This window comes from Paludicola sp. MB14-C6 (assembly GCF_030908625.1).
Classification (GTDB): domain Bacteria; phylum Bacillota; class Clostridia; order Oscillospirales; family Ruminococcaceae; genus Paludihabitans.
In genome coordinates this window covers 1,103,826-1,125,980 of record NZ_CP133133.1, presented here as the reverse complement: position 1 = coordinate 1,125,980, position 22,155 = coordinate 1,103,826, and the positions used below count along the sequence as shown (strand labels likewise).

19 protein-coding genes and 1 other annotated feature are annotated in these 22,155 nt (G+C 34.7%); of the genes, 7 read left to right on the top strand and 12 right to left on the bottom strand.

The window, feature by feature from the left end; translation table 11 throughout:
• Window positions 1-4: 4 nt before the first annotated feature.
• The 7 genes from RBG61_RS05300 to RBG61_RS05270 all read right to left on the bottom strand — a co-directional run bounded on the left by RBG61_RS05300 (window position 5) and on the right by RBG61_RS05270 (window position 6,124).
• Complete coding sequence (locus RBG61_RS05300; RefSeq protein ID WP_307946455.1) at window positions 5-1,309, bottom strand: hypothetical protein; 1,305 nt, start codon at window positions 1,307-1,309, stop codon at window positions 5-7.
• Window positions 1,290-2,354: a DUF58 domain-containing protein gene (locus RBG61_RS05295; RefSeq protein WP_307946453.1), complete on the bottom strand. Its 1,065-nt coding sequence runs from the start codon at window positions 2,352-2,354 to the stop codon at window positions 1,290-1,292. The genes RBG61_RS05300 and RBG61_RS05295 overlap by 20 nt, the downstream gene beginning before the upstream one ends.
• Window positions 2,355-2,455: 101 nt before the next feature.
• Window positions 2,456-3,400, bottom strand: a complete 945-nt coding sequence (locus RBG61_RS05290) for an AAA family ATPase (protein WP_307946451.1) — start codon at window positions 3,398-3,400, stop codon at window positions 2,456-2,458.
• A 112-nt stretch (window positions 3,401-3,512) separates the two neighbouring features.
• A complete protein-coding gene (locus RBG61_RS05285; RefSeq protein WP_307946449.1) occupies window positions 3,513-3,839 on the bottom strand; it encodes an MmcQ/YjbR family DNA-binding protein in 327 nt (108 codons plus the stop codon).
• Window positions 3,840-3,887: 48 nt separating this feature from the next.
• A complete protein-coding gene (locus tag RBG61_RS05280) occupies window positions 3,888-4,244 on the bottom strand; it encodes a DUF6054 family protein (protein WP_307946446.1) in 357 nt (118 codons plus the stop codon).
• Between the two features lie 101 nt (window positions 4,245-4,345).
• The gene (locus RBG61_RS05275) at window positions 4,346-4,693 is read right to left on the bottom strand and encodes a DUF6054 family protein (protein WP_307946444.1); all 348 of its coding nucleotides are present in this window, start codon (window positions 4,691-4,693) and stop codon (window positions 4,346-4,348) included.
• A 93-nt stretch (window positions 4,694-4,786) separates the two neighbouring features.
• Window positions 4,787-6,124 (bottom strand): MATE family efflux transporter, encoded by a 1,338-nt coding sequence (locus RBG61_RS05270; protein WP_307946441.1) that lies wholly within the window; start codon window positions 6,122-6,124, stop codon window positions 4,787-4,789.
• A 123-nt stretch (window positions 6,125-6,247) separates the two neighbouring features.
• Here RBG61_RS05270 and RBG61_RS05265 point away from each other — a divergent pair, with 123 nt between their 5' ends.
• The 4 genes from RBG61_RS05265 (at window position 6,248) to RBG61_RS05250 (ending at window position 12,582) form a co-directional block, all read left to right on the top strand.
• Window positions 6,248-7,075, top strand: a complete 828-nt coding sequence (locus RBG61_RS05265) for a MerR family transcriptional regulator (protein WP_307946439.1) — start codon at window positions 6,248-6,250, stop codon at window positions 7,073-7,075.
• A 386-nt stretch (window positions 7,076-7,461) separates the two neighbouring features.
• On the top strand, window positions 7,462-8,463 hold the full coding sequence (locus RBG61_RS05260) for a glycoside hydrolase family 130 protein (RefSeq protein ID WP_373889726.1): 1,002 nt from the start codon (window positions 7,462-7,464) through the stop codon (window positions 8,461-8,463).
• Between the two features lie 21 nt (window positions 8,464-8,484).
• Window positions 8,485-9,426 carry a hypothetical protein gene (locus RBG61_RS05255; protein WP_307946434.1) on the top strand — a complete coding sequence of 314 codons (942 nt, stop codon included), beginning with the start codon at window positions 8,485-8,487 and terminating at the stop codon, window positions 9,424-9,426.
• Between the two features lie 15 nt (window positions 9,427-9,441).
• Window positions 9,442-12,582: an alpha-mannosidase gene (locus RBG61_RS05250; protein ID WP_307946432.1), complete on the top strand. Its 3,141-nt coding sequence runs from the start codon at window positions 9,442-9,444 to the stop codon at window positions 12,580-12,582.
• A gap of 460 nt (window positions 12,583-13,042) precedes the next feature.
• Here the strand turns inward: RBG61_RS05250 and RBG61_RS05245 are convergent, their stop codons facing one another.
• The gene (locus tag RBG61_RS05245) at window positions 13,043-14,062 is read right to left on the bottom strand and encodes a hypothetical protein (RefSeq protein WP_307946431.1); all 1,020 of its coding nucleotides are present in this window, start codon (window positions 14,060-14,062) and stop codon (window positions 13,043-13,045) included.
• Window positions 14,063-14,076: 14 nt separating this feature from the next.
• On the bottom strand, window positions 14,077-15,114 hold the full coding sequence (locus RBG61_RS05240; RefSeq protein WP_307946428.1) for a hypothetical protein: 1,038 nt from the start codon (window positions 15,112-15,114) through the stop codon (window positions 14,077-14,079).
• 136 nt (window positions 15,115-15,250) lie between these two features.
• Between RBG61_RS05240 and RBG61_RS05235 the strand changes: the two genes are divergently transcribed.
• Window positions 15,251-16,009, top strand: a complete 759-nt coding sequence (locus RBG61_RS05235; RefSeq protein WP_307946424.1) for a ubiquitin-like protein — start codon at window positions 15,251-15,253, stop codon at window positions 16,007-16,009.
• A gap of 35 nt (window positions 16,010-16,044) precedes the next feature.
• On the opposite strand, the gene RBG61_RS05230 is transcribed toward RBG61_RS05235, so the two are convergent.
• The 3 genes from RBG61_RS05230 to pheS all read right to left on the bottom strand — a co-directional run bounded on the left by RBG61_RS05230 (window position 16,045) and on the right by pheS (window position 20,059).
• Window positions 16,045-16,290: an IreB family regulatory phosphoprotein gene (locus tag RBG61_RS05230; RefSeq protein WP_307946422.1), complete on the bottom strand. Its 246-nt coding sequence runs from the start codon at window positions 16,288-16,290 to the stop codon at window positions 16,045-16,047.
• A gap of 115 nt (window positions 16,291-16,405) precedes the next feature.
• Window positions 16,406-18,778: a phenylalanine--tRNA ligase subunit beta gene (pheT, locus tag RBG61_RS05225; protein WP_307946420.1), complete on the bottom strand. Its 2,373-nt coding sequence runs from the start codon at window positions 18,776-18,778 to the stop codon at window positions 16,406-16,408.
• Between the two features lie 261 nt (window positions 18,779-19,039).
• Complete coding sequence (pheS, locus tag RBG61_RS05220) at window positions 19,040-20,059, bottom strand: phenylalanine--tRNA ligase subunit alpha (RefSeq protein ID WP_307946418.1); 1,020 nt, start codon at window positions 20,057-20,059, stop codon at window positions 19,040-19,042.
• Between the two features lie 124 nt (window positions 20,060-20,183).
• Window positions 20,184-20,433 (bottom strand) — a binding site (T-box leader).
• 159 nt (window positions 20,434-20,592) lie between these two features.
• Here pheS and RBG61_RS05215 point away from each other — a divergent pair.
• Window positions 20,593-21,222 carry an ABC transporter ATP-binding protein gene (locus RBG61_RS05215; RefSeq protein WP_307946416.1) on the top strand — a complete coding sequence of 210 codons (630 nt, stop codon included), beginning with the start codon at window positions 20,593-20,595 and terminating at the stop codon, window positions 21,220-21,222.
• A complete protein-coding gene (locus tag RBG61_RS05210; protein WP_307946414.1) occupies window positions 21,215-21,994 on the top strand; it encodes an ABC transporter permease in 780 nt (259 codons plus the stop codon). The genes RBG61_RS05215 and RBG61_RS05210 overlap by 8 nt, the downstream gene beginning before the upstream one ends.
• Window positions 21,995-22,155 lie beyond the last annotated feature (161 nt).

The window sequence follows — 22,155 nt, the reverse complement described above, 5'->3', positions numbered from 1 at the left end:
AATATTAACGTTGCTTTAAAAGTTGGACGAGCACATGATCAATAACAGTGATATTATTTTCCTTGTAGTGTTCAAGTCCATAATATATAACATTGTAGATTTCAGTTGCATTTTCAAAGGCGCATTGCTTGCTAAATTTCATTACTTTTTCCGCTATTTCTATCGTAGTATTGGATTGGTTGATTGGCACACCTAGATAGGTTAAGCATTTTAACGATAAAGAATAACCAAATTGATATTTTGTAAATGAATTCTCCATAGTACAAAAGTTCTTATATTGCCTTTTTAATTGACGCTTTGAAGTTTTCGTTTGGTCATCTTGTTGTGATATGGATTCTTCAATATCAATATACTCTTTGTTCACATGACTACTTTTTATCCATTTGGTTTTACTCTTGAAGTAGCCCGAATGATTGCTTACATATCTGATTACTGCAAAACAAACACAGAATAATATCATCAATAGAATGATGATGCCAATAATTGCAGGCCATGGGAATACTTTTCCTGATGGCTTTAATTTTGTAGGTTCATGTGATACAGCCCATAAAGGAGAAGGGGCTACAGGTTTTAATATATTCAAATGAAATATACAAGACAATAAGTACAATAAAAAATCTTTTATTTGGATTGAAACTTTGATAACCAAAGGCTTTAATGGATAAAGTAATGCTGTAACACTTATTAAAACGCCGAGCAAAACGAGCATCAGTTTATTGTTAAATGCCAAAATATGAGCAGGGAGGAATTTATCATTGAATCTTCTCCTTTCCATCAAGTTGTTAATGTGATAGTAGCTTTTTGTAGGAAAGTATACAATGATTATAAATAAATAGATTAGGGTATATTGCAAAATTGACACAGGAAAATCAAATAAATAAAATACGAAAATTCCGATTAAGAATGTGAGAGAAATATAATAGAATGAGTTTTGATTAACAATCTCGTTATAATTTTTTTCGGCAAGACAATACCCTCGAATTTGCACAATTAAAAAGAGCAAAAACCAAAGAATATATTCCTGCAAAGAAAAGCCTTTAAAATAATAGAAAGCGATGATTAAAGAAATAATAGATATACTTCCAAGAATACTATTTTGAAGTAAGCGGGGTATGTTGATTATCTCGTAAACAAGATACCCCAAAAAGATTGCGGACAATCCTATGAGTAGTGTACACAATAACATATTGATTTGAATGGAATACGTATAGTGAAAACAACCACATAGAAAAATTACATATGGGGTAATAGCAAATATTGCAGCTAAGAACGAAAGAAGAGACAATAAATTATGCCGGCTGTTTTTCATTATTCGTACCTCGTTCTTTCAAGTATTCATATAAAGAGCAAATATCGCAGTCTTTGGGGATATTTGAATAATAAGAATATCCAATTACAATAATTTTTACATTACGGTGCATTTGCGCAAAAGATATGATTGCTTGGTTTAAATATGAAGTAACCAAGATAATGTCGGTAACCGTATTATCTATTACCAGATTTGATAAATAGGAGTCGAATTCAATGTCACGTTTACATTCTAAGTGTGCAAGAATGCGACATAAGTTCATTGCATGAAAATGTCCGGTGCCTATACTGCTTATAACAGGGGTGTTATTTACTAGAGTATTGGATAAAAAGCAGATTGGAATATTATATTGAAGCGATTGATAGATAATATCTGTGGTAACACGAATGCAATCCTCTACAATATCTTCATTGATTGCATAATCACGTTCATATTCTTGTGACTGAATATTTAAAATAAGCTGTATGCTTTGTTTGGTAGTATAACCATTTTGGTTAATCATAAGTTTCTGCTCTTTTGCAGATGCTAACCAGTTTATTCGATTCATTGGGTCTAAATCCGTATATTCCCGTATACCACATAGGTAAAATGGATCTTCAATTAACTGATGTCTTACTGCAATTTCTCCAATAAGATATTTATTAGATGCAGTTATCTCTTCAATCGGAATTGGTTTAGGAAGGACTACAATTTGGATATTGAGTGAAACAGGAAGAGAGCCTTCAAAGTTTCCAAGCAAATCACTTCCAATAAGGGTTACTTTGTCAATGGTAAATACGCCACGTTTAGCACACTTTACTTTCCAAATACGTTTCACCTTTTTATTCCCTTTTAATAAAAAGAAGCTGGATATAAATCGTTTTTTATCCGTAATAATAGAAAGAGTTTGTGCAAATTCAAGGTATTTTGAAGTTGTAAATTCAGATTTAAACCAAGGAATCGGAAGCCATTTCGCATTGCAGATTTCCTCCGTTAACTCTACAGTATCTCCTTCATAGACCTCGCAATTGGAAAAATAGCAGTGATAATCAATTTTATGAAACATTCGCTTCGTGTAAAGTTTGTTTTGTATATACACAATCAAGCAGATTGCGACAATTAGAAAAAAGAGAAGCATGAGTCCACCTCAATTCTTAAGGTATATTACTATATGATTGGGACTTCTACGGTATCCAAAATTGTTTGGATAATTGTCGGTGCGAGAATCTCTTGTTTTAATAGATGAGAGTTCTTTACAATGATTCGATGACATAAAACCTCTTTGCAGATTGCTTTCACATCATCCGGTAGAACAAACTCTCTGCCGTTAATTGCAGCAAGACTTTGAGATGCTCTCATTAACGCAAGGGAAGCTCGTGGGCTAACTCCAAGCGTAATGTCCTCATGGGTTCTGGTTGCATTCACAATACGGACGATATAGTCTTTTACAGCATCACTAACTGTAATTGCCTTTACTTGCTCTTGAGCGGTTAAGATATCTTGCTTTGTAACAACATTCTCTAACGTACTGAGCGGGTTATGTAGTATGAAGTTATTTAAAATTGCAATTTCTTCTTTATCAGAAGGGTATCCCATTGATAATTTCATAAAGAAACGATCTAATTGAGCTTCGGGAAGGGGAAACGTACCCTGTGTTTCAATTGGATTTTGAGTTGCAATAACGATAAATGGTTCTTCTATAGGATAGGTAACACCATCAATTGTAACTTGATGTTCTTCCATGCATTCTAATAAAGCAGATTGTGTTCTTGGGGTTGCACGGTTAATTTCGTCTGCTAAAAGAAGATTGGTAAAGAGAGAACCACGTTTTAATACGAATTCGCCTAGTTTTTGATTATAATAGTTTATGCCTGTAATATCAGATGGCAATAAGTCGGGTGTAAACTGAACTCGTTTGAATGCACAATCCATAGACTTTGCCAGTGATTTCGCAAGTGTTGTTTTACCAGTACCCGGATTATCCTCTAAAAGAATATGCCCATTACTAAATAGGCTAACTAACATTTTTTCAATTAACTCTTCTTTGCCAATAATAACTTGGCTTATGTTATCCGTAATTTTAACAGCGATATCTTGAACGAAGTTGCTCATAATAACCTCCTAAGTAAAGTGAATAATTTCTCTCCATTATATACCGATTAAATAGGAAATTCAAGAGAACAAAAAAGACCTATCTACACGAAATGCAGATAAGTCCCACTTATTATTTTGCTTTGGTTAATTGATAGCTGATTTGTATCAAATCATATATTTGATTTTCATCCATACTTCCATCAATCGTGACAGTGTTCCAATGCGTTTTATTCATATGATAAGCAGGTGTAACTGCAGAAAATACACTGCGAAAAAAATCTGCTTCCATCGGATTACATTTTAAATTCATACAAAGTTGATGATTGCGATGATAAAGAAAAGCAAAGGTCTTTTTGTTACTTTGGTGGCGAATAGCTGCCCATTCTTCATCAAAAGGGTAATCTAAATAGGTGGATGGATAGGTTAAGCAATAATCGATTAGCTCTTGTTTTGTCATAGTAACACTTCCTATAGAACCAATTTTACTGATAAATCGTATTCGCCTTTACTCTTGACTCGCTTGTTGAAATCCTTGATTGGATAGAATTTGTTGTACGATACAAATAAAATCTTCTTCTGCACCCCAAGAGAAGTTAATTAAGCTTCCTTTACCCGCTATCGTGCAAATAGCATCTACAATGGTAGTGTAAGGGTTACCTGTAACCACTAGGGTTAATGAAGCACGATTCATATTACGTGTATAGAAGCGTTCAAACACCATAACGTGCATGGTGAGTTCTCCGTATTTTCGCTCTACCATATCAATTAGCTCACAAGAATGTCCTGAGCTTTTTATTTCTGTTTTTAATAGTAGTGCAATATCGTCTACATTTGCATTACCTTTCATCATAATTCTAGCCATGGTACACTCCTTATGAAAGTTTATTAAAAAGGGTTTTTGCTATGATACGAATTAGTATACCATAGTTTATAGATAGGGTAAACAATCTAATATGAATAAACTTAAATTTCAGAAAAATTGAGTCTCTTTAATGCAGACAAAACAGGATATAAAAAATCATCTTCAGCGCCCCAAGAAAACTTAAATAGTGCGCCTTGACCGCCTCCCGAAGCAATCGCATCGACTAAAATTGAATTGCCGATTTGGGTTACAAGCACTGATAAAGAAGCACGATTTGAAGAACGCATATAATATTTTTCAAATACCATGAATGTGACATTCCCATTGTTATAGGTGTGCTGCTTTTGGTCAATCAATTCGCAACTCATACCACTATTCAACACACTTGATTGAATTGCGTTGATAACTATTTGCAAATTGCCTTCCCCCTGAAAACTAACAGATGCCATAATTCCGCCTCATTTCATTTATTTGTAAATTCAATTATACCAGTATAAAGCAACTGTGTATATACATACTTCAAGAAAACATAAGCAAATCAATTATATAGTGGTTTGAAGTTCAATCCATTCGAATCGGTTTTTATAATAATAAAGTGCAGATAATCCAATAGTTAAAATTTCAGCAACAGGAACGGTTAACCATACTCCATTTAATCCGAATAATTTTGGTAAAATCAAAATTACAATAACGACAAAAACAAGTGATCTTGCAACAGAAAGGATTGCGGAAACTTTTCCGTTTCCAATTGCAGTAAAATGAGTAGAAACATATATGTTACTGCCAATAAACAAGAAACAGATGGAAAACAAATGGAGTCCGTTGAGTGCAAGTGGCATTACGTTTGTATCTGTTGTAAAAATACCGATAATTGGCTTAGCAAAAATATTAGAAATTGCAAAAATAACAATACTGGTCCATAGTAAGGTGATTGCACTGTGGCGAATGGCACGGGTAATATTTTTAAAGTTTCTCGCACCATAATTATAGCTGATAAGTGGAGCAATACCACCAGAAATACCGAAGAAGAACGAAATAAAGAAATAATATAAATAGGTAATTACGGATAATGCAGAAATACCGTTTTCCCCTACTATTTTTAAAATCGTAATATTAAATAAAAAGGTAGTAATACCGGTAGACATTTCAATTAGCATTTCAGAGCTTCCGTTGAAACAAGCCGAGAAGAAGTCTCGGAATGCCCATGTAGGCTTGCAGAATTTTGTTGTTGATTTTCCTGATAAAAAATAAATACACCCAATCATACCGGAAAGAAAAATGGAAAGCCCCGTTCCGATACCAACTCCGTCCATTCCCATATCTAAAATAGCAACAAATATGTAGTTTAAGACAATGTTAAGTACCAAACCCGAAATAGAAATTGTCATTGCAAGCTTTGGTTTTCCATCTACACGGCAATAATATTCAAAGTAAAGCTTGAACATAACCGGAGGGGTGATGATTACAGTCCAAAATCCATATTGCATTACTAGGGGCATTAAACGGTCAGTAGCGCCTAATAAACGCATAATATCTTTTAAGAAAACGAATCCTACAATAGTTAGTACAATAGAGATGATGAACAAAGCGATTGTAACGAAAGTGAAAAATTGATGTGCTTCTTTTGTTTTTCCTTCTCCCATTTTTATGCCAACCAAAGCTCCGGAACCAACTGCCAACATTACGGCGATGCCATAGCTAACACAAGTGACAGGAATAACTATGTTAATTGCAGCAAGTGCATCTGGCCCAATCCAATGGGAAACATAAAAACCATCAACTGTTGTGTAAAAGGACATAAAGACTAGAGAAAGGATTGAGGGTAATATGAATTTTAAATATCCACCGTAACTAAGTTTTTGAGAGAATGTTTTTTCCATATTAATTTCATTCCTTTCTTATAATTTTGATTTCATTTGACTAATATAGTATAATGTATATAGTAACTATATAGTCAAGAATAATATTGCATAAATAAGTCGTTTTAATAGGAGAACTTTACAATGAAAGAATTTTTTTCGCCCGCTGAATTTGCAAAATTACATGGAATATCAAAACAATCTCTTTTGTTCTATGATAAAATCGGTTTGTTCCAACCTAATACAACGGATGAGCATAATGGCTATCGCTATTATAGTGTCGATCAGCTTGAACAATTAGATACTATTTTAATGCTAAAAGAAATCGGAGTTCCGTTAAAAGAAATGAAGCAATATTTACAACATCGAACCACAAATGAAGCAATTTCCTTATTAGTGAAACAAAAAAATGAGCTGATGCAAAAAATTCATAATCAAAAACGTATAGCAACAAGACTCGATAAGAAATTACAAATGCTGAAAGGAATCAAAGAGCTTAATGTAAGCGATGGAATTGAAGTTTCGTATTATGAAGAGCAATATTTATATGAAGTGGATGTTGAGCCGCCGTATTCCGAGTTTAATGTAAATGTTGCGGTAAAAAAGCTTGCAAATGAAGTTACCCAAAAGGGATTATATTATAATTATCAAATCGGTGTAAACGTAATGATGGATGATATATTACAAGGTCAGTTTTTAAAGCCACAGCGGGTATATACAATATTAGATGAATGGATTCCCGATTCCCATGTTCGAAAAAGCAACGCAGGCTATTATGCAATCATCTATCATAAAGGGGCATATCGAGAAGCTGCCAATTCCTATCAAAAGTTGCTTTATTGGATTGAAAACAATGGGTATGAAATTTGCAGTGATTCTTATGAGCTTTGCATTGTTGACAACCTTACAAGCGGTAATGAAAAAGATTATTTAACCGAAATTTCCATTCAAGTTCGCAATAAGAATGAGTAATACGCATTTCATTTAAAATGTAGGTGTTTATTTTCAAAACAAACGCAACATAATCCGTCTTAAAAATGTAGTTGAATGAACATAGTTGAGACTAGTGTAAATAAAGCTTAATATTGAAATAATGAAAGATTATTTTGAACGAAATTATTATGAGAAAACAAACAAAATCAGTTTCAACAAAATGTTTGATTTAATTTACAATATTATCTTGCAAAAAATATGCCTTTCGTTTATAATGATAACGATTACATTATATTGTGTAATTTTGTAATTATATTTATGATGGAAAACGTGCATGATAACAGTACACTAGTATCCAATCTGCAACGATGTTGTAGAAAAAATATAAACATTATAATAAAACAAAAGAAAAATTAAAGGGGAATATGACTATGGCTAAAATTATCGGTAATGCATTGCCTAATATGCCTTGGCAAGACAAACCAGCAAATTGTAAAGACGTTCTATGGCGTTATGACCAAAACCCAATTATTAAAAGAGATCAACAAAAGAACTCTAACTCTATCTTCAACAGCGCAGTAGTTCCATGGGAAGATGGATTTATTGGTGTATTCCGTTGTGACAGCCGCTCTCGTTCAATGGATATTTTCGTAGGTCGTTCTAAAGATGGTATCAACTGGACTTTTGAAGATGAACCAATTTCTTTCGTTGGCGAAGATCCTGAAATTCTAAAAAGAGAATACAGATATGACCCTCGTGTTGTAAAAATTGAAGATAAATATTATGTAACATGGTGCAATGGATACCATGGCCCAACAATCGGTATTGGTTGGACAACTGACTTTGTAACTTTCCACCAATGTGAAAACGCTTTCTTACCATACAACAGAAACGGCGTTTTATTCCCAAGAAAAATTAACGGTAAATACGCAATGGTATCTCGTCCATCTGATACAGGACATACTCCATTCGGCGATATTTTCTACTCTGAAAGCCCTGATATGACTTACTGGGGTAAACATCGTTATGTTATGGGAACTATTAATGATGACCGTTCTGCATGGCAATCTAAAAAAATCGGACCAGGCCCTATTCCAATTGAAACGGATGAAGGTTGGTTAATGTTCTACCATGGTGTATTAAACAGCTGTAACGGCTTTGTATACTCTGTTGGTGCTGCATTATTAGATATCAACGAGCCTTGGAAAGTACTTTACCGTACAAAACCTTACCTAATCTCTCCACAAACTATGTATGAGTGTGTTGGTGATGTTCCAAACGTTGTATTCCCATGTGCAACTTTAACTGATGCTGATACTGGAAGAATTACTATTTACTATGGCGCAGCTGATACTGTTACAGGTCTAGCATTCACTACAGTTGATGAAGTTTTAGCTTACATGAAAGAAAACAATCTAGACGCATAATTTGCTGAGGAGGATATGTAGTTGAAACAGTTATTTATTATTGTTTTAATATCTTTTGCATTTTGTCTTTCATCTTGTCAAAGTAATGATATATCAATAAATAATAGTTCAACTCCAACTAGCAGTGTAACTGAGCAGTCAAGCGAGAGCTTGACTGCTTTGCGTGTTTCAGATAATGTATTAGAAAATAAATTGTTAGAAAAGACAACCAAAACAGAGCAGTTATATCAATTTCAATGTGCCGATTTTGACCATAATGGCAAAGTAGAAGCATTCGGAATTATCGGGCATAAAGAAGGTATCGAGAATATACCGGGCACACTTTGGTTTGCCAATGATTTAGGTGCTCAAAAGGTTTCCACTTTTGTTGGGGAACGAGAATGCGATGAATTTCGTGATCAAAGCGAGATTATCGAAGAAAAGAATTGTTCTTTGGTTTCTTATGCAGCAGATTATGCAACAGGAAGCCCAAGTATATTGCTTCAAGTGAAAGAGGGAAAACCTGTTCAAATTCCTTTGTTTGGTGATGGCTTGACGAAAACCGAGAATGAATATCTAATCTATCAAAATCGAATTGATGCCTCATCTCTTGGAGGTCGTACTCTAAAACCGTATTGGCTCTATTGGGATGAAAAGAGTAATTCCTTTCGAGAGTATGGTGCAATCAAAATTACAGCGAAACAATTTGAACAATTAGATGGAGCAACTAAAGTTCTAAAACAGATTCAATCTGAGGGTGGCAAAATTGTCGATATCCTTTATCGTGAAAACGCAATTATCAACATTAACTATCAGCTAAATATCCAATATGAAGATAATAAGTTGATAGCGGATAATCGTTACTATACAGTAAAAGTACAAGGAAATTCCGTTTCTATTATAGAAGAGGAATATCGTGATGGCATTTATGATGTCGCCTCCAATCCGAACATTGCAACAATGCCCAAGAAATTTATAAAATAATATGAGGTAAAAAATATGGAGAATTACAGATACGAACGTGTCAAAAAAATCTGTGAAGACCTAAGAGGTCTGATTACAGTACAATCTGTTGCCATTCCATCTTTTCAAATGAAAAAGGGATTATTTTTAAGACCTTCTGAAGTAGATGCGCATGAATCTGATTGGGTTACTTTTAATCCTGAAACAGATTTTTGGCCAGGCCCAGATGAGCATTACTGGTTTAGAGCAGAAATCGAAGTACCAGCTAGCTTTGATAAAAAGCCATTATGGTTATCTTTTGTAACCCAAACAACATTTTGGGATGCTGTTAACCCTCAATTTTTACTATTCATCAATGGTGAAGTAGTACAAGGCTTAGATACGAACCATAGAGAAGTTAAATTAACAGATAAAGCAAAAGCAGGGGACAAGTTTTTAATTGATTTACAAGCTTATACCGGTCGTGATAATGACCACAACAGAGGAACAACGAGCAATCTTCGCCTATTTTCAGAAATGATTGAAATTGATCCTTCCATCAATGAAGTGTTCTATAACCTAGAAACACCAAATCGTATTGTTTCACATTTAGACAAAAACAATCAAAGCAGAATAAAATTACAAATTGCATTAGAAAAAGCAATCAACCTATTGGATTTAAGAGTACCATATTCTAAAGAATTCTATGCTTCTGTTAAAGAGTGTAATGCGTTTTTAAAAGATGAGGTATATGGTAAATTAGCAGGAAATGATGATGTAATTGCAACTTGTATCGGTCATACTCATATCGACGTTGCTTGGTGGTGGACTGTTGAACAAACAAAAGAAAAGGTTGTTCGTTCTTTTGCAACAGTATTAAAATTGATGGAAGAGTTTGATGATTATAAATTCATGTCAAGCCAGCCACAAATCTATAAATTCTTGAAACAACGCTATCCTGAATTATTCGCAAAAATTCAAGAGCGTGTAAAAGAGGGTAGATGGGAAACAGAAGGCGGTATGTGGCTAGAAGCAGATTGTAACGTAACATCTGGTGAAAGCTTAGTTCGTCAATTTTTACATGGTAAAAAGTTCTTTAAAGAAGAGTTTAATCAAGATAATAAAATTCTATGGCTTCCTGACGTATTCGGTTATTCTGCAGCATTGCCACAGATTTTAAGAAAATCTGGTATTGATTACTTCATGACAACAAAAATTGCATGGAACCAATTTAATAAGCTTCCAATGGATACATTCTGGTGGAAAGGTATCGATGGTTCTGAAGTGTTTACACATCTTATCACCACACAAGACGTTGAACAGCCAAAAGATAGCTTCTATACAACTTATAATGGTAAACTAGATCCGATCTGTTTAATGCGTGCTTGGGATAGATACCAACAAAAAGATATCAATAACGATGTGTTGATTTCTTACGGCTATGGTGACGGCGGCGGAGGACCAACTCGTGAAATGATCGAGCATGGTGTTCGTATGGAAAAAGGTATTACAGGTGCACCAAAAGTAAGAATGGAATCTTCACGTAAATATTTTGATGAGCTATATGATCGATGTGCAGATAATAAAAACCTACCTCGATGGGTAGGCGAGCTATATCTTGAATATCATAGAGGAACTTATACTTCTATGGCAAGAAACAAACGTAGCAACCGTAAATGTGAGTTATTATGGCAAGATGTTGAGTTCTTCTCTGTATTTGCTGAAAGACTAGGCTTAGAATACAATGCAGAAGAAATCTACAACAGCTGGGAAGTTATCTTAATGAACCAGTTCCATGATATTCTTCCTGGTTCTTCTATCAAAGAAGTATACGAAGTAACAAAAGTAGAATATGAAGCACTAGAAAGCAGAGCAAACGAAATCATTAACGAGAAAGTAAAAGCACTTGCAAACGCAGTGAACGCAAAAGAAAATGACTTAGTTGTTTTCAACAGCTTATCTTTTGACCGTGATGATGCAGTAATCGTTGATGCTTGTGGTTATGAAGCTGTAACTGCATTTAAAGATCAAGAAGGTAATATTCTTCCTGTAGTAAAAACAACGGAAGGCAAACTAAGCTTTGTTCCTGAGTTCATTCCTGCAAAAGGTTACGCAGTATTCACCCCTGTTACCGAAGCTGTAGCAGTAGACGAGAGAATATCTGTAGACGGTAATGAAATTGATACTCCTTTCTATCATATTACATTAGATGATGCTTGCCAATTTACAAGCTTATTCGATAAAGATGCTAACCGTGAAGTTTTAAAAGTTGGTGAAAACGGTAACGTACTTCGTGTATACGAAGACAAACCAATTTATTATGATAACTGGGATATTGATATTTATTATAATCAAAAGAGCTGGGTAGTAGATGATGTAATCTCTATGGAATGGGAAGAAAATAACTCTGTTCGTGCTGTGTTAAAAGTAGTTTATAAATTCTTAGATTCTACAATTACACAAAGAGTGATTTTCTATACAAACAGCCGTAGAATTGATTTTGATACAACTGTTGATTGGAAACAATTCAACTTACTATTGAAATGTGAGTTCCCAGTAGACGTAAATGCAATTGAAGCAACTTACGACATCCAATTTGGTAACATCAAACGTCCAACTCACAAGAACACTTCTTGGGATTGCGCTAAATTCGAAGTTTGCGGTCATAAATGGGCTGATCTATCCGAAGGCGGATTTGGTGTTGCATTGTTGAATGACTGTAAATATGGTTATGGCATTACAGAAGGCAAGATGACCTTATCTCTTGTGAAATCCGGTAATTGTCCTAACCCAACAACAGACCAAGAAATGCATTACTTCACCTACGCATTATTACCACATGATGAATTCAATGCAGACGAAATTGCAAAAGAAGCTTATTGCTTAAACGTACCAACTTATGGCGTAAAAGTAACTGCTCCTGAAGCAAAACTTGGCTTTGATAGTTTAGTTGCAATTGATGTTGACAACGTTATGATTGAAACTGTGAAAAAAGCAGAAGACGGTAACGGATTCATCATTCGTATGTATGAGTTTGAAAACAAACGTACCAATGCAACGATTACAATTGGAGCAGGTTGTACAAGCGTTTCTGAATGTGATTTGATGGAAAATGATATTGATACTATTGATGTAAACGATAGTGAATTTAATATCACAATCAAACCATACGAAATCAAAACTTATAGAATTCAATAAAACAACAAAAACGAGCCGAAAGGCTCGTTTTAGCTTGTAGAAAAACTTAAAGCGCAAGAATAAAATGAATATTAGAAGAATTTTACTTGCGAAAATTGTTTTTTCAAAAATGACATATAACATCAATTATATATTTTATCAAATGTTATTCGCGTGGAACAATTGCTGGTCGCATAACGATTTTACAAGAAATGATCTAGGGGAGCAAATAAAGAATAATTTAGCACAAGCTTTACCTTTTTCAATTTCGTACAAACTATGACGCGATGTCATATAAAAAACTATTTTAGAAATAAAGCATTTTTTATCTATGCTTTTTGGGGCGATTGCCAAAAAGCATGGTCAGGTTTGGGCGGATAGCCCAATATACATAATCGCAAGAATAATTCTTATATCTTGCAGATATTAAACTAAAATTCACTTTTTCTTCAGACTGAAACGAGCCGAAAGGCTCGTTTTTTTACTTCGTTAATTCGGGTAAGCTAAACTCATTTAATGAATAATCCAATATTTCTTTTGCCTTTTTAGCAAGTTCGATCAGTTGGTCATCTGAGAGCTTTAGCTTTGGTTCTTCCTGTTTTGTGGGCTGTAGTTCAATGGAGTTTGCATCAAGATTGTAAGTATAAAGTAAGGCTAAATTTTTATCTTGGTATCCCGAAATCTCAATCTTATTTCCCCAAAAGTCTCTTTTACATTCATAGGATATGTCTGATTTGCTTTCAAGTATTTTAGAGCTATTAAAAGTAATAGTGGGTTGATGCGAATAATGAAATAACAAATTGGATACATCAGATTTCGGGTAAGATATTGGTATAATCTCAGTTGAAATGTCTTTTCGCTCAAACTTTGTTTTATTCCATCGATAATAGGTTTTTGGATTATTTAATATTATGCCGTTATAAAAAGACCATCCAAACCTTAAGATTACTGGTCCATTTGTGTCAAGCCTAGATATCTTGCCATTTGAGTCAATGCTATAAAAATACTGTAAATACCCTAACGTTGGATTGGATTGCCCAATAAGAAAATCAGGGTTTTTATCGTTATTGTAATCATAGGGTAGTAAAGATTGATTTAAAATACAATTAAGTTGTGGAAGATGATAATCAAGCGAATTAACATAGTATGTATCTAGTACTTTCTTTTTGCCCGATGTATCAGAATCGGATACTTGAATTTGACCTTGTCCATAATAAACATATTGATTACCAGGGCCATTTCCCGATTCATTAAGATCTTGAATGGCTGTTGCATCTGTTAATTGAAATTCAACGGTTACAGATTTCCCATTCGATAATCGAACAGTATTGGTAGCAATGGTTTGTTGCTTGAAAGTTTTGGTTACTGTAGTAGTTGCTGTTTTCATATTAGTTCTAGGTGTATTGCGTAGTTCTCGCCAAGCTAATATGCTCCCAAGGACGAGTATAATCCCACCAAAGATAAAATAGGGTAAATATTTGCGCTTTATGATAATTCTCATTTTACAGTCCCTTTCTATTCTATAAATTCTGTTAGTCCTTTATCTTTTAAAGCATAATCCATTGCCGCTTTGCAGATTTTCCCGATTTCTTCGAGCTGGTCATCGGATAATTTAAGGTTATCTTTTGAGCTGGTGTTGCTTTGAAGAACAGAATTTGTTTTATAATAGTAGGTATATATGAATAATGTTCTCTCATTTGATCGGACAAAAATTTCGATACCATTCGCCTTCATATCAAGCTTACAGCCAAAGTTAACAACATCTGTACTATTTGGGATAATAGAAGCACTATTGAATGAAATAGATGGTTGCTCAGAAATATAGAAGACTATTTTTTCAATTCCATTTTTGTTGTAATTTAAAGGTTCAAAACCAATTTTACTTTCATCTATTTTATCAAACTTTGTTTTGTTCCAACGATAGTAACAGTTAGAACCGAAAAAGACACCTTTATAGCAATCCACTTGTGCAGATAGATTGCCATGCGTATAAGAATTTACATGAACAAATCCATCTGTATCGAGCCTAGATATCTTTCCACTATTATTAATGGTATAAATATAAAATATAGAACCTAAATAAGGGTTTGATTGCACTAAAGTAAAATCTAGATTCTTATCGTTGTTATAGTCTTGAAAAGTGAATTGAGATGGCTTTAAGCAACTAAGCTGTGGCATATAATAATCAACTGCGTTAATTTTATAGGTATCCAGTATTTTTGATTTGTAGTCTGAGTCCAATACTTGAATTTGCCCTTGACCATAATAAATATAGTTATCTTTCGGTCCATTACCAAACTGATTATAGTCTTGAATTGCCATAACATCCGTTAATTGAAACTCAACTGTTACTTTGCGCCCATTTGAAAGGGTAACATTATCGGATGAAATAACTTCTTTAGCAGAATTTTTTGAGTTTGGGGCTGTTTGAGCCATTACATCATCATTGATTGCTTTACGAAGTTCTCGCCAAGCCAAAACACCGCCTAGAACTAAAATAATACAGACGATGATAATATAAGGTAGGTATTTATGCTTGTTGTTAATTTTCATATTATTTCCACACCCTTCTAAATGAGTATAGAATAATTTTGAATTAAAGTCAATTCATTCTATATATTTATTCGAATTTAGTTGAATTTGAATTTCAAACATGATATAATAAACAAAAAAATAATTGAGGGATATTATGTATAAAAGATTGACACAAATTTTAATCTCCACTTTAATCATTGGAACATTAGTAGTGGGATTTGCACCCTCTGTTTTTGCAATGCAAATTTTTGTGAGAACATTGAATGGAAAAAATATCACGTTGGATGTGGAAGCGTCAGATTCCGTGTTGAATTTAAAGGAACAAATCAGTAAAAAAGAAGGAATCTCCGTAAATGAACAACGTCTGCTTTTTAACGGAAAGCAATTAGAAGATACTTCTACATTATCAGATTATAATATTGGAAAAGAATCAATAATCCATCTTGCAATGAAACATATTCATTCTTACGGAGATTGGGTAGTTACGATTGAACCAACTTGTAACAAAGAGGGCGAACGTAAAAAATCTTGTTCTTGTGGCGATAGCATAACTGAGCCAATTCCAATGTTGGAAGAGCATAAGCCATCAGAATGGGCTATTGTCAAAGAACCTACGTATGAATCCGAAGGGCAACAGATTAAACAATGTACAGTTTGTAAAAAAGAGCTTGAAGTGAAAGCAATATCTAAATTGGAAAAGCCATCACCCCCTCAGACAAGTACAGTTATTAAAACAAATACAGTACCGCAAACAGGAGATACAACACCCGTAAGACCTGTAATGGTGATTTTTTGTATAGCTGGGTTTGCTTTATTGGCTGGTATTTTGCTATTTGTGCAAACCAAAAAAGAGAAGAAAAGTAAAACGGATATAACAGATAAAGAAGAACAAACAAAGAATGATGAACAATAAAAAGAACGAGCCTCATTGGCTCGTTCTTTTTATTGTTAGTCACCTAGATAATTTTTAACCAGTGCTTGTAGCAGTTCATCACGATCAATATGACGAATTAAGCTTCTAGCGTTGTTATATGTTGTGATATAGGTAGGATCCTCAGACAAAATATAACCGACGATCTGGCTAATTGGGTTATAGCCCTTTTGGCTTAATGCATCATAAACGGTAGTGAGTATTTTTTTCATTTCATTATCTTTCTCATCGTTTACGGAAAAAGTCATTGTTTTGTCGTACATATGTTAGCCTCCCTATATTTTATTAAAGTAATTAGATATCATTAGGTTTATTATACTATATAAATCTAAATTTCACAACAAGAAACGTAAAAATATTTCCAAATGTGTTTTTACATTATGCTCTTAAGGTAACATTAATCTTGTCAAGTGCCTTTAATACACGCTTTATAGCAGCATCAGCTTCGGTATCTGTTAATGTTTGCGTTGGGGAGCGCATGATAATAGAATAAGATACACTCTTCTTATTTTCGGCAATCTGAGCGCCTTTATACACATCAAATAATTTTACTGCTTCTAATGTATTGCCAACAGCACCTTTAATTGCTTTTTCAATCTCGACAATTGGAAGCTCATCATCACAAATTAAGCTTAAATCACGAGTAGAAGCAGGATATTTTGGTAGTGGCTTATATTGTGTTTCTGTGTTTGCAAGGCTAAACATTGCGTTAACATCAAATTTTGCAAGATATGCTTTTGTTCCAATGTTGTAGTTTACTAATACTTGCGGATGAACTTCACCGAGTATACCAATTACAACATCACCTTTTGTAATCAGAGCTGTACGGCCTGGATGGAATGATGGATCATCTTTAATCGGATGAATATCCCAATCTTTTACTGCTAAACGTTCAAGCATTGTTTCTACAATACCTTTTAATTGATAGAAATCACAATTTCCATACATACCGATTGTTACTTGTGGATTTTCGTTTGGAAGCTCACCATCTTTTGTAGGAATATATTCAGAACCGATTTCGTAACCATAGAATTGTGCGTTACGGTTATTGTAGTTACGAGATAATACTTCAAGCATAGATGGAAGTGTAGTGGTGCGCATAACACTGGTATCTTCACCAAGTGGGTTTGTGATTGTTACACAGTTGCGAAGAGAAGAATCAGCAGGAAGGTTGATTTTATCATAATATTTTGGGCTAATAAAGGAGTAAGTAGATACTTCATAGCAGCCGGATGCTTGCAACGCTTTGTGAATTTTGCGTTCAAACTTTTGTTCTTCTGTTAGCTTACCTCTTGCAACGCCACGAACAGCAGTTGTTGGAATTTTATCATAGCCATAAATTCTTGCAACTTCCTCTGCAACGTCAGCTTTGTGGAATACATCTGTTCTGAAAGAAGGAACAATAATCATTTCGTTTTTTACTTCAAAGCCTAGCTTATGAAGCATAGCAATCATTTCGTCGTGAGCTAAGTCAATGCCTAAGAAGTTGTTAATCCAATCACATTCTAATTTAATTTTAACAGGTTCTTTTGGAGAGTTGTCAACATCAATAATGCCATCAACCACTTCACCCGCACCAAGCATTTCAACCAATTCACAAGCACGCATAATAGCAGGTAACGTATTATGTGGATCTAAGCCTTTTTCAAAACGGCCTGAGGAATCGGTACGAAGAGCTAAGTTTTTAGAAGTGATACGAACAGAGCTGCCTAAGAAATTAGCAGATTCAAAAATAACGGTTTTAGTAGTATCGATAATGGAACTGTTTTCGCCACCCATAACACCTGCAACTGCAAGTGGTTTATTTTCATCGGCAATTACAAGCATATTCTCGTTTAATACACGATCAATACCATCTAGTGTTTGCATTTTTTCATCCTTCATTGCATTTCTTACAATGATTTTCTTGCCATCAATGAAAGAAGCATCAAACGCATGAAGAGGTTGACCATATTCCAACATAACATAGTTTGTAATATCAACTAGGTTATTAATAGGGCGAACACCACTTGCACGAAGTCTTTCTCTCATCCATCTTGGAGATGGTTCGATTTTAACATTTTTCACTGCTTTTGCAATGTATCTTGGGCAAAGTTCTGCGTTTTTTACTTCAACAGAAATATAGTTTTTAATGTCATCTCCGCTACCTTTTACAACTGGTGCATTTAGTTTTAAAGGAACACCATAAGTAGCAGCAGTTTCTCTTGCTAAGCCAATAACGCTTAAGCAATCAGGACGGTTAGATGTAATTTCAAATTCAACACACGTATCATTAATCCCAATTGCATCATGAATATCATCACCCGGTTTGCAATCTTCTTCAATTAAGAAAATACCATCTTCAATTGCATATGGGAAATCATGAACCGTAACATTTAATTCTGCAACAGAGCAAAGCATACCTTCGCTCACAACGCCACGAAGCTTGCCTTTTTTAATTTTTACACCATGTGGGAGTGTAGAACCGTCTAGTGCAACAGGAACCAAAGCACCAACTACAACATTTTTTGCGCCTGTTACAATTTGTAAAGGCTCATCTTTGGCAACATCAATTTTACAAACAACTAGTTTGTCTGCATCTGGGTGCGGAGTAATTTCCAATACTTTTCCGACTACAACGTTTGTAATCTCTTCGCCTTCGATTTCGTAGCCCTCAACCTTTGAACCGGACATAGTTAGTGCATGGGCATAATCACGAGGCTTTACATCTATATCAACATAATCTGATAACCATTTCATTGATAAATTCATTTATCGTTCATCCTTTCAAGATATATGATAGGTTTTACTTTTGTAGGGAGTGTAATTCTAGTGTGCAAAACGGATAAAAAAATCCAAACATTAAGACTCCCTCAGTCACCTGCGGGTGCCAGCTCCCTCAAGGAAGGAGCCTAAGATTGCCTTCCTCTTTGACGGATAGAGTATAGTAATATACAAACTCTTCTCAACAATACACAAAACATATCATATCTAATTTATTCAGCGCAATGCGATTATAATAGGGGATAACCCTTAAAATTGGTCTAGGAATCTTAAGTCATTCTCAAAGAATAAACGTAAGTCATCAATATTAAAGCGACGCATAACAACACGCTCTAATCCAAGTCCAAATGCAAAACCACTATAGACTTCAGGATCAATACCGCAGTTTTGAAGAACTTTTGGATGAACCATACCACATCCTAAAATTTCAATCCAACCTTCGCCTTTACATAAGCGGCAGCCTTTACCACCACAGCTGAAGCACATAACGTCAACTTCTGCGGATGGCTCTGTGAATGGGAAGTGGTGTGGACGAAAACGAACAACAGCATCTTCACCATAAAGTTGTTTTACGAAGATTTCCAATGTTCCTTTTAAGTCTGCCATTGTAACGCCTTTATCAACAACAAGACCTTCTATTTGATGGAATAATGGAGAGTGAGTTGCGTCTACAGCATCAGAACGATATACACGTCCAGGAGCAATAATGCGGATTGGTGGCTCAGTTTTCTCCATAACACGAATTTGAACAGGAGATGTTTGTGTTCTTAAAACGATATTTTCATTGATATAGAACGTATCTTGTGTATCTCTTGCAGGGTGATCTTTTGGAATGTTCAATGCTTCAAAGTTATAGTAATCCAATTCAACTTCAGGGCCACTTTCTACGCTGAAGCCCATACCTAAGAAGATCTCTTTTATCTCATCCATAACCATTGTGAGCGGGTGAGGCTTGCCTAGTGTTGGTTTAGTACCTGGCATAGTAACGTCGATACGCTCTGAAGAAAGTTTTGCTTCCATTGCCTCTGCTTTTAAAGATTGTAGCTTTGAAGCAACAGATGATTCAATTAACTCTCTCACTTCATTAGCAAGTTGACCCATTGCAGGGCGTTCTTCTGCTGTAAGTTTACCCATCATTTTCAAAATGCCGGTTAGCTCGCCTTTTTTCCCTAGGAACTTAACACGAATGTCGTCAAGCTCTTTGATGTCATGACAGCTTTCTAAAGCAGAAATTGCTTGCAGTTTAATTTGTTCTAGTGCTGTTTTCAATTTCATTACCTCCAATAAAATATACCATTAGTAAAAATATGCATTAATAATACGAGAAGATGAGGCTGATACTCTTTATAAAAGTAAAAATTAATATAAAAAAACCTCGCTCCTCGGCCTATAGCCAAGGGACGAAGTTGTATTCCGCGGTACCACCCTTAATTCTTGCATCGAGCAAACACTCTTACTGCCTTATTAACGTGGGCAAATCCGTTGTTGCCTACTTTGAAACGTTCAGCAACACCACTCGTAAGGGAACTTCAATCTAATCTATACAAAAGTCGCTTCCAGCTATTGTACCTATTCGGAAACAATTACGACCATTCTCTAGTTTGCATAATGTTAAATCTACTTTTCTTAGTCAACGTGTTTTCATATATCAATTTGAATATATCATTTAGTATATCAAATCTATTTCTAGTTTGCAAGGGGTATTTCACTATTATTATATTTTTTTCCAATCGGTTTATACATTGTATCTAATATATCATTATGCTATGATAAAGAAAGTAAATTTGTTAGGAAGTGATTTTTTGTTCCAAATACGAAATTTAAAGTTTAAAGATATACTCGATATTGATAATTTAACCATTGATCAAACAATAACTTGTATTTCAGGAGCATCAGGAAGCGGAAAAACAACCTTGCTAAAGCTTTTAAATCGATTATATGTAGCCGACCAAGGAACAATTTTATTCAATTGTGACTCAATTGATAATATGGATCCTGTTCAATTAAGGCGAAGGGTGGTTATGTTAGGGCAGACTCCTGTTATTTATGATGGAACAATACAAGATAACTTGCAAATTGGGCGTGTGTTCTCTGAAAAGCCAAAAGTAAGTCGTGAAGATTTAGTAAAGGTAATGCAAGCAGTTGGTTTGGATAAAGCGCTGGATGATTGTTGTGGTACGCTTTCGGGTGGAGAAAAGCAGCGGCTTTGTTTAGCTAGAGTCATGCTTATGGATACGGAAGTTTACTTGTTGGACGAACCATCTGCGGCATTAGATAAAGAAACGGAACATTTTATTATCAACAACTTAGCTGAGTTTGTGTTGAAAAACAATAAGCAGCTGATAATGGTAACACATTCTCCCGAAGTACAGGCGATGTATGTTGATTCTCAGTTTATGATTGCAAATGGAAGGGTGTGTGAGCATGAATAACACCGTTATGGATTTATCAATTTTTAATCTTGCTATAGCATATGTGTTTGTGCTTGTTTTGCTCTTTATTTTCAAAGCCAGAGGAATTAAGCGTGAAAAGCTGATTTTAATTGCAACAACAAGAATGACAATCCAACTTACGATAATGGGATATATTTTAATGTATGTATTTCAAAATCCAAGTTGGTGGCTTACTATTATCATGCTAACCATAATGATTAGTTTTGCAATTTATAATGTGTATAAACGAGTGAAAAGCGAGATGTCAAAACCATTAAAGCAATTAGTCGCACTTTCTATGGTGTTTGGCTATCTTGTTACCGTTGGTATTTTCTTATTCTTAGTACTGCGAATAACTCCGTGGTTTAAACCGCAATACATAATTCCAATTTCAGGTATGATTATCGGAAATGCTATGACGGGTATTTCGTTGGGAGCAAACAAGCTATGTAGCGGTATGAGAGATAAAAGGGAACTCATTGAAAACTCACTTATGCTTGGCGCAACTCCCGCAGCTGCAACTCGGGATATTGTCAATGATGCGTTTGACAGCGCAATCTTGCCAACGATGAATAATATGCTGACAATGGGTATCGTTTCTTTACCAGGTATGATGACAGGTCAGATTTTATCTGGAACATTTCCGATTACCGCTATTAAATATCAAATTGGCATTATGCTCGCAATTTTAGGATGTACCGCTCTTACGGTTGTGGTGTTTGTAACACTTGGATATAAAACATTCTTCTCAAAAAAAGGAACACTAGAATAAACAAAACGGACACATTGCGTGTCCGTTTTTTGCGTAAAAATGGAGAGGATTATCCTATGGAGAGGTATATGGGATAATCCATTCAATGTTTATTTTGATATAGCGTTTCACTTCCGTTTTTATCGTTTTTTATCCTCGCCATTTTCATAGACTTTGATTGT